6 protein-coding genes are annotated in these 7,064 nt (G+C 71.7%); all 6 read left to right on the top strand.

What is annotated here, in order from left to right; all coding sequences use genetic code 11:
* On the top strand, positions 1-233 hold a 233-nt coding region (locus tag IE330_RS27930), incomplete at its 5' end, for a bifunctional ornithine acetyltransferase/N-acetylglutamate synthase (protein WP_190138915.1).
* A gap of 59 nt (positions 234-292) precedes the next feature.
* The gene (argB, locus tag IE330_RS27925; RefSeq protein ID WP_190138914.1) at positions 293-1,210 is read left to right on the top strand and encodes an acetylglutamate kinase; all 918 of its coding nucleotides are present in this window, start codon (positions 293-295) and stop codon (positions 1,208-1,210) included.
* Positions 1,207-2,448, top strand: a complete 1,242-nt coding sequence (locus IE330_RS27920) for an acetylornithine transaminase (protein ID WP_190138913.1) — start codon at positions 1,207-1,209, stop codon at positions 2,446-2,448. Before argB ends, IE330_RS27920 begins: the two co-directional genes overlap by 4 nt.
* Positions 2,449-2,455: 7 nt before the next feature.
* Positions 2,456-3,004: an arginine repressor gene (locus IE330_RS27915; protein ID WP_190138912.1), complete on the top strand. Its 549-nt coding sequence runs from the start codon at positions 2,456-2,458 to the stop codon at positions 3,002-3,004.
* Between the two features lie 1,185 nt (positions 3,005-4,189).
* Positions 4,190-5,383, top strand: coding sequence for an argininosuccinate synthase (locus tag IE330_RS27910; protein WP_190138911.1), 1,194 nt, complete (start codon positions 4,190-4,192; stop codon positions 5,381-5,383).
* Between the two features lie 90 nt (positions 5,384-5,473).
* On the top strand, positions 5,474-6,904 hold the full coding sequence (argH, locus tag IE330_RS27905; RefSeq protein WP_190138910.1) for an argininosuccinate lyase: 1,431 nt from the start codon (positions 5,474-5,476) through the stop codon (positions 6,902-6,904).
* The last annotated feature ends 160 nt before the right edge of the window (positions 6,905-7,064 follow it).

Raw genomic sequence — 7,064 nt, 5'->3', positions numbered from 1 at the left:
CCGCCATCGGCACCACCTCCGCCGCCTTCGAGCCCGACCGCCTGAACGTCGCCATCAACGGCGTCTGGGTCTGCAAGAACGGCTCCGTGGGCGAGGACCGCGACCTCGTCGACATGCGCTACCGCGAGGTACGGATCACCGCCGACCTGGCCGCGGGCGCCGAGTCCGCCGTCATCTGGGCGAACGACCTCACCGCCGACTACGTCCACGAGAACAGCGCCTACTCGTCCTAGAGCCGCGGGGCCCCGGCCCCGCGCCCGCTCGCCTTGGACCCAAGGACCCTGAACAGCCCATGAGCACCCGCAAGCACACCGCTCTGCCCAAGGCACAGATCCTCATCGAGGCCCTGCCCTGGCTCACCCGGCACCGCGGCAGGACCGTCGTCATCAAGTTCGGCGGCAACGCCATGGTGGACGACGAGCTGAAGGCGGCCTTCGCCCAGGACGTCGTCTTCCTGCACCACGCGGGCCTCAAGCCCGTCGTGGTGCACGGCGGCGGCCCCCAGATCAGTGCCCAGCTCGACCGGCAGGGCCTGGTCAGCGAGTTCAAGGCGGGCCTGCGCGTCACCACGCCCGAGGCCATGGACGTGGTCCGCATGGTCCTCGCCGGACGGGTCCAGCGCGAGCTGGTCGGGCTGCTCAACGAGCACGGCCCGCTCGCCGTCGGCCTGACCGGCGAGGACGCGCACACCATCACCGCCACCCGGCACCGCCCGCTCATCGACGGCGAGCCCGTCGACATCGGCCGGGTCGGCGAGGTCACCGCGATCGACACCGGCGCCGTCGAGGCCCTCCTCGCCGACGGCCGCATCCCGGTGGTCTCCTCCATCGCCCGCTCCCAGGACGAAGGTGACAAGGGGCATGTCTACAACGTCAATGCTGATACGGCGGCTGCGGCACTCGCTGCGGCGCTTGGTGCCGAGACGCTGATGGTCCTCACCGACGTCGAGGGCCTCTACGAGGACTGGCCCCGCAGCGACGAGGTCATCAGCCGCCTCACCGCCGCCGAACTGGAGAAACTGCTGCCCGAGCTGTCCAGCGGCATGGTCCCGAAGATGCGGGGCTGCCTGCACGCCGTCCGCAACGGCGTCCAGACCGCCCGCGTCATCGACGGCCGGGTCCAGCACGCGATCCTCCTCGAGATTTTCACGGATGAAGGAGTCGGCACGATGGTCGTGCCCGACGGACCGACCCAGGGAGCCCCGGCATGACGCCCGCCACCCCGCCCACCGCCAAGGACCCGTCCAACGCGTCGCTGACCGCGCGCTGGCAGGCCGCGCTCATGGACAACTACGGCACGCCGCGCCTGCCCCTGGTGCGCGGCGAGGGCAGCACGGTCTGGGACGCCGACGGCACCGCGTACGTCGACTTCGTCGGCGGCATCGCGGTGACCGCGCTCGGCCACGGCCACCCCGCCGTCGTCGAGGCCGTCTCCCGGCAGATCGCGTCCCTCGCCCACGTCTCCAACCTCTTCGTCGCCGAGCCGCCCGTCGCGCTCGCCGAGCGGCTGCTCCAGCACTTCGGCCGCGAGGGCCGCGTCTTCTTCTGCAACTCCGGCGCCGAGGCCAACGAGGGCGCCTTCAAGATCGGCCGGCTCACCGGCCGCCCGCACATGGTCGCCACCCGGGGCGGCTTCCACGGCCGCACCATGGGTGCCCTCGCCCTGACCGGCCAGCCCGGCAAGCAGCAGCCGTTCCTGCCGCTGCCCGGGGACGTGACGCACGTACCGTACGGCGACGTGGACGCGCTGCGCGCGGCGGTCACCGAGGACACCGCCTTCGTGATCGTCGAGCCCGTGCAGGGCGAGAACGGCGTCGTCGTCCCGCCCGCCGGGTACCTGAAGGCGGCCCGCGAGATCACCCGGGCCACGGGCACCCTGCTGGTCCTCGACGAGGTGCAGACCGGAATCGGCCGTACGGGCCACTGGTTCGCCCACCTCGCCGAGGAGGACGTCCTGCCGGACGTCGTCACCCTCGCCAAGGGCCTCGGCGGCGGCCTGCCGCTCGGCGCGACCGTCGCCTTCGGCCCGGCCGCCGAGCTGCTCAGGCCCGGACACCACGGCACCACCTTCGGCGGCAACCCCGTCGCCTGCGCCGCCGGGCTCGCCGTGCTCGACACGATCGCGGCCGAGGGGCTGCTCGCGAACACCAAGCGGGCGGGCGAGCGGCTCCGGGACGGAATCGAGTCAGCCGGGCACCGGTTGGTCGACCATGTCAGGGGCGCGGGCCTGCTGCTGGGTATGGTGCTCACCGAGCCGCTGGCCGCGCACGTGCAGCGGGCGGCTCAGGACGCCGGCTTCCTGGTCAACGCGCCCGCCCCGGATGTCGTACGGCTCATGCCCCCGCTGAACGTGCGCGACGCCGAGGTGGACGCCTTCCTCCAGGCGCTGCCCGGCGTCCTGGACCAGGCCGCGGCCGCGGCGAACGGGGACGGACGATCCGGAGAATGAGACGACGATGAGCCACGCGCAGCGCAACGAGCGAGGGGAGAGCGCCGCCGGGCCCGCGGTGCCGCAGACCCGTACGGCACGGCACCGCCGGATCGTCGACATCCTCAACCGGCAGCCCGTCCGCTCGCAGAGCCAGCTTGCGAAGCTCCTCGCCGACGACGGCCTGAGCGTCACCCAGGCGACCCTCTCCCGGGACCTGGACGAGCTGAACGCCGTCAAGATCCGCAACGCCGAGGGTGACCTCATCTACGCCGTGCCGAGCGAGGGCGGCTTCCGCACGCCGCGGGCCCCGCTGGGCGAGTCCGCCAAGGAGGAGCGGATGCGGCGCCTCTCGGGCGAGCTGCTCATCTCCGCCGAGGCCTCGGCGAACCTCGTGGTACTGCGTACGCCGCCGGGCGCGGCCCAGTTCCTCGCCTCCGCGATCGACCAGGCCGAGCTGCACGACATCCTCGGCACGATCGCGGGCGACGACACGGTGATGCTGATCAGCAGGGACGCGACGGGGGGTCAGGCGCTGGCGGATCATTTGCTGCGGTTGGCGTCCAACGAACACTAGGGCTGGCCTCTGGCCTCGGGCGGGGCACGACCGCCCCCCCCGACCCAGCCCTCAACCACCGGCCGGGCTGCGCCCCCCTCGTCCTTCTTCCCCAGGCCGACTCCACCGACCGGCCTCCGGCCTCGTCCTCAATCGCCGGACGGGCTGGATTCCCCCTGGCCTTCGGTTTTCTTCTGCGGGTCGCGTCCTCGACGGGCCTGCGGCCGTGTCCTCAATCGCCGGACGGGCTGGGTGTTCCCGGCCCGTCCGTGTGCGTCTGCGGGCTGTCCGTGGACGCATCGGCCTCCGGCCTCGTCCTCAATCGCCGGACGGGCTGGATTCCCCCTGGCCTTCGATCTTCTTCCGCGGGTCGCGTCCCCGACCGGCCTGCGGCCGTGTCCTCAATCGCCGGACGGGCTGGGTGTTCCCGGCCCGTCCGTGTGCGTCTGCGGGCGGCCCGTGCACGCATCGGCCTCCGGCCTCGTCCTCACGGGCTGGATTTGCCCTGGCTGGTCGGCTTGTTTCTGCGGGGCGAGTCCACTGATCGGCCTGCGGCCTCGTCCTCAATTGCCGGACGGGCTGGATCTGTCCTGGCTGGTCGGCTTGGTTCTGCCGGGTGAGTTCGCTGATCGGTCGGCCTCCGGGCTCGTCATCATCGCCGTATGGGCTTCATCCCTCAGTCCGTCCGGCGCAACGTGAGCACACGGCTCGGCCGAAGCCATTCCAGCCCGTCCGGCGTTTGAGGACGAGGCCGTCAGGCCGATGAAGCCCACGGCAAGCTGCGGAAGTGCACGGACCGGTCGGGGGAGTTCCAGCCCGTCCGGCGTTTGAGGACGACGCCGTCAGGCCGATGAAGCCCACCGGCGACCCGCGGGAGTGCACGGACCGTCCGGGGGAGTTCCAGCCTGTCCGGCGTTTGAGGACACGGCCGGAGGCCGATCGGCCGCGCCACCCGCAACCCGGGGAAGTAGGCGGACCGGCCGCGGCCGTTTCAGCCCGTCCGGCGTTTGAGGACGAGGCCGCCAGGCCGATCGACCCCGCCCAAGGCCAGAGGCCAGCCCCCGCATCCTGGCCGCCGGTACGGCGGTTGTACCGGCCGGAGGCCCGGTCACTCGGGCAGCGGATTGACGATTCATGCGGAACCCTGCATACTCATGCATGTCAGTGAATGCACTGAGCGAGCGAATGCACTGTGAGGAGAAACCCGTGACCGAGCGCGTCGTACTCGCCTACTCGGGCGGCCTGGACACCTCCGTCGCCATCGGCTGGATCGCCGAGGAGACGGGCGCCGAGGTCATCGCCGTCGCCGTGGACGTCGGCCAGGGCGGCGAGGACCTGGACGTCATCCGCAAGCGCGCGCTCGCCTGCGGTGCCGTCGAGGCCGAGGTCGCGGACGCCAAGGACGAGTTCGCCGAGGGCTACTGCCTCCCGGCGATCAAGGCCAACGCCCTCTACATGGACCGGTACCCGCTGGTCTCCGCCCTGTCCCGGCCCACCATCGTCAAGCACCTGGTCGCCGCCGCGAAGAAGCACGGCGCGGGCACGGTCGCCCACGGCTGTACCGGCAAGGGCAACGACCAGGTGCGGTTCGAGGCGGGCATCCAGGCGCTCGGCCCGGACCTCAAGTGCATCGCCCCCGTACGCGACTACGCGATGACGCGGGACAAGGCCATCGCCTTCTGCGAGGCCAAGGGCCTGCCGATCGCCACCACCAAGAAGTCGCCGTACTCCATCGACCAGAACGTCTTCGGGCGCGCCGTCGAGACGGGCTTCCTTGAGGACATCTGGAACGCGCCGATCGAGGACGTCTACGAGTACACCTCGAACCCCGCGACCCCGCGCGAGCCCGACGAGGTCGTCATCACCTTCAAGGAGGGCGTCCCGGTCGCCCTCGACGGCCGCCCCGTCACCGTCCTCCAGGCGATCCAGCAGCTCAACGAGCGGGCGGGCGCCCAGGGCATCGGCCGGATCGACATGGTCGAGGACCGGCTCGTCGGCATCAAGTCCCGCGAGGTGTACGAGGCGCCCGGTGCGATCGCGCTGATCACCGCCCACCAGGAGCTGGAGAACGTCACCGTCGAGCGCGAACTGGCCCGGTACAAGCGGCAGGTCGAGCAGCGCTGGGGCGAGCTGGTCTACGACGGCCTGTGGTTCTCCCCGCTCAAGCGGGCCCTGGACGGCTTCATCAACGAGGCGAACCAGCACGTCAGCGGCGACATCCGGATGACCCTGCACGGCGGCCGGGCCGTCGTCACCGGCCGGAGGTCCGAGGAGGCGCTGTACGACTTCAACCTCGCGACGTACGACACCGGCGACACCTTCGACCAGTCCAAGGCCCAGGGCTTCATCGACATCTTCGCCCTGTCCTCGAAGATCGCCGCCAAGCGGGACCTGGCCTGAGGCCCTGCCCAGTAGCGTGACGATCCGCCTCCCCGAAGCGCGCGGCGCGGGGAGGCGGACGTACATCCACCACCTGACGAGGAGCAGCACGTGAGCAGCAACACCGGCGACGTCCGCCTCTGGGGGGGCCGGTTCGCCGACGGCCCCGCGGAAGCGCTGGCGCGACTCTCCGCCTCGGTCCACTTCGACTGGCGTCTCGCGCCGTACGACATCGCGGGCTCCCGCGCCCACGCGCGCGTGCTGCACACGGCGGGGCTGCTCACCGCCGACGAGCTGGAGCGCATGCTCGCCGGGCTCGACCGCCTGGAGGCCGACGTCGCCGACGGCTCGTTCACCGGCACCGTCGCCGACGAGGACGTGCACACCGCCCTGGAGCGGGGCCTGCTGGAGCGGCTCGGCCCGGACCTCGGCGGCAAGCTGCGCGCCGGCCGGTCCCGCAACGACCAGGTCGCCACGCTGTTCAAGATGTACCTGCGTGACCACGCCCGGATCATCGGCGGCCTGCTCACCGACCTCCAGGAGGCGCTGGTCGGCCTGGCCGAGGCGCACCCGGACGTCGCGATGCCCGGCCGCACCCACCTCCAGCACGCCCAGCCGGTGCTGTTCGCGCACCACGTCCTCGCCCATGCGCAGTCCCTGTCCCGGGACGCCGAGCGGCTGCGGCAGTGGGACGAGCGCACGGCCGTGTCGCCCTACGGCTCCGGCGCGCTCGCGGGCTCCTCGCTCGGCCTCGACCCGGAGGCGGTCGCCCGGGACCTCGGCTTCGAGCACGGCTCGGCCGCCAACTCCATCGACGGCACCGCCGCGCGGGACTTCGCCGCCGAGTTCGCCTTCATCACCGCGATGATCGGCGTGAACCTCTCCCGGATCGCGGAGGAGGTCATCATCTGGAACACGAAGGAGTTCTCCTTCGTCACGCTCCACGACGCCTTCTCCACCGGCTCCTCGATCATGCCGCAGAAGAAGAACCCGGACATCGCCGAGCTGGCGCGCGGCAAGTCCGGCCGCCTCATCGGCAACCTCACCGGCCTCATGGCCACCCTCAAGGCGCTGCCGCTCGCGTACAACCGCGACCTCCAGGAGGACAAGGAGCCGGTCTTCGACTCCTGCGACCAGCTAGAGGTCCTGCTGCCCGCCTTCACCGGCATGATGGCGACGCTGACCGTGCACCGCGAGCGCATGGCGGAGCTGGCCCCGGCGGGCTTCTCGCTCGCCACGGACATCGCCGAGTGGCTGGTCAAGCAGGGCGTGCCGTTCCGCGTCGCGCACGAGGTCGCGGGGGCGTGCGTCAAGGAGTGCGAGGCCCAGGGCATCGAGCTCGACCAGCTCACCGACGAGCAGTTCGCGAAGATCTCCCCGCACCTGACCCCCGAGGTCCGCACCGTCCTGAACGTCCCCGGCGCCCTGGCCTCCCGTGACGGCCGCGGCGGCACGGCCCCCTCGGCCGTCGCCGCCCAGCTCGCCGAGGTGAAGGCGGACCTGGCGGGCCAGCGGGAGTGGGCGACGGCACGCAACCGGTAGCCGAGCCGGGCGCGGACCGCTCGCCGCGCCCCGGCACCCGGACGGAGCTACGTTGAAGGGGAAGCACGCGACCGCGTGCTTCCCCTTCGACGCGTATACCCGTACGTGGACGCGTGCGTGTACCCGTACGCCGCACGTGAGACAGGAATGTCTCATACGG

Origin of the sequence: Streptomyces longispororuber (assembly GCF_014656095.1) — a bacterium.
Classification (GTDB): domain Bacteria; phylum Actinomycetota; class Actinomycetes; order Streptomycetales; family Streptomycetaceae; genus Streptomyces; species Streptomyces longispororuber.
The sequence above is the reverse complement of the archived record's forward strand: the minus strand, read 5'-3'. Positions and strand labels throughout refer to the sequence as shown.